The sequence below is a fragment of the Apibacter sp. wkB309 genome, from assembly GCF_002964915.1.
GTDB lineage: Bacteria > Bacteroidota > Bacteroidia > Flavobacteriales > Weeksellaceae > Apibacter.
This window is the reverse complement of sequence record NZ_PSZL01000019.1, coordinates 1-603: the sequence shown is the minus strand read 5'-3', so window position 1 is coordinate 603 and position 603 is coordinate 1. Positions and strand designations below refer to the sequence as shown.

1 protein-coding gene is annotated in these 603 nt (G+C 41.5%); it reads right to left on the bottom strand.

Translation table 11 applies throughout. From position 1 onward, the window contains the following. A partial coding sequence (locus C4S75_RS05785) for an RHS repeat domain-containing protein (protein ID WP_221404064.1) occupies positions 1-603 on the bottom strand: 603 nt, incomplete at both ends.

Genomic DNA, 603 nt, shown 5'->3' with positions numbered 1-603 from the left:
AACTTAATCGGGTAATTCCTGCACTTGGATGTGATAATTGAATTCTTCTTCCGGCTAAGTCATACTTCGATTGAGTGATTTGTCCCTCGGTATCGATGACTTCTAATAATTGATTGATGCCATCGTAAGCATAACGGGTAGTAATTATTCCTGACGGGCCGGATAGTTGTTCGGTCTTAACAGTAAGCCCAGATCCGTTGGCATAGGTTTTCTGTTTTCCTCCCATAGCATCCGTAATGATGGTTACTTGTTGTCTTTCAGTCGGATTTATTGTATACTCAGTGGTTTGAGTACCGGAATCCGGAAGAATAGTTGCTACGGTACGGTCTAACAGGTCATAGTTGCTTACACTTGGGTTTACTTTATCGAAGTTTCGATTAAATTCTATGGCATGTTCCGGCGATTCGGTAATTGGATAGTAGCTTTTTACTACTCGTCCGAATGGATCCAGCATAGTTCTTCCGCTTACAATAAGTACCTTTTCGTCCTGAGGATTACTTCCGTTTGCATCGGTCTTGGTTATCACTCCGTCTTTTTTTACCTGCAAGGTTCTTCCTGCTCCGTCAACAAAACTTAATGTTTTTATATCCTCTGTTGGGTGTT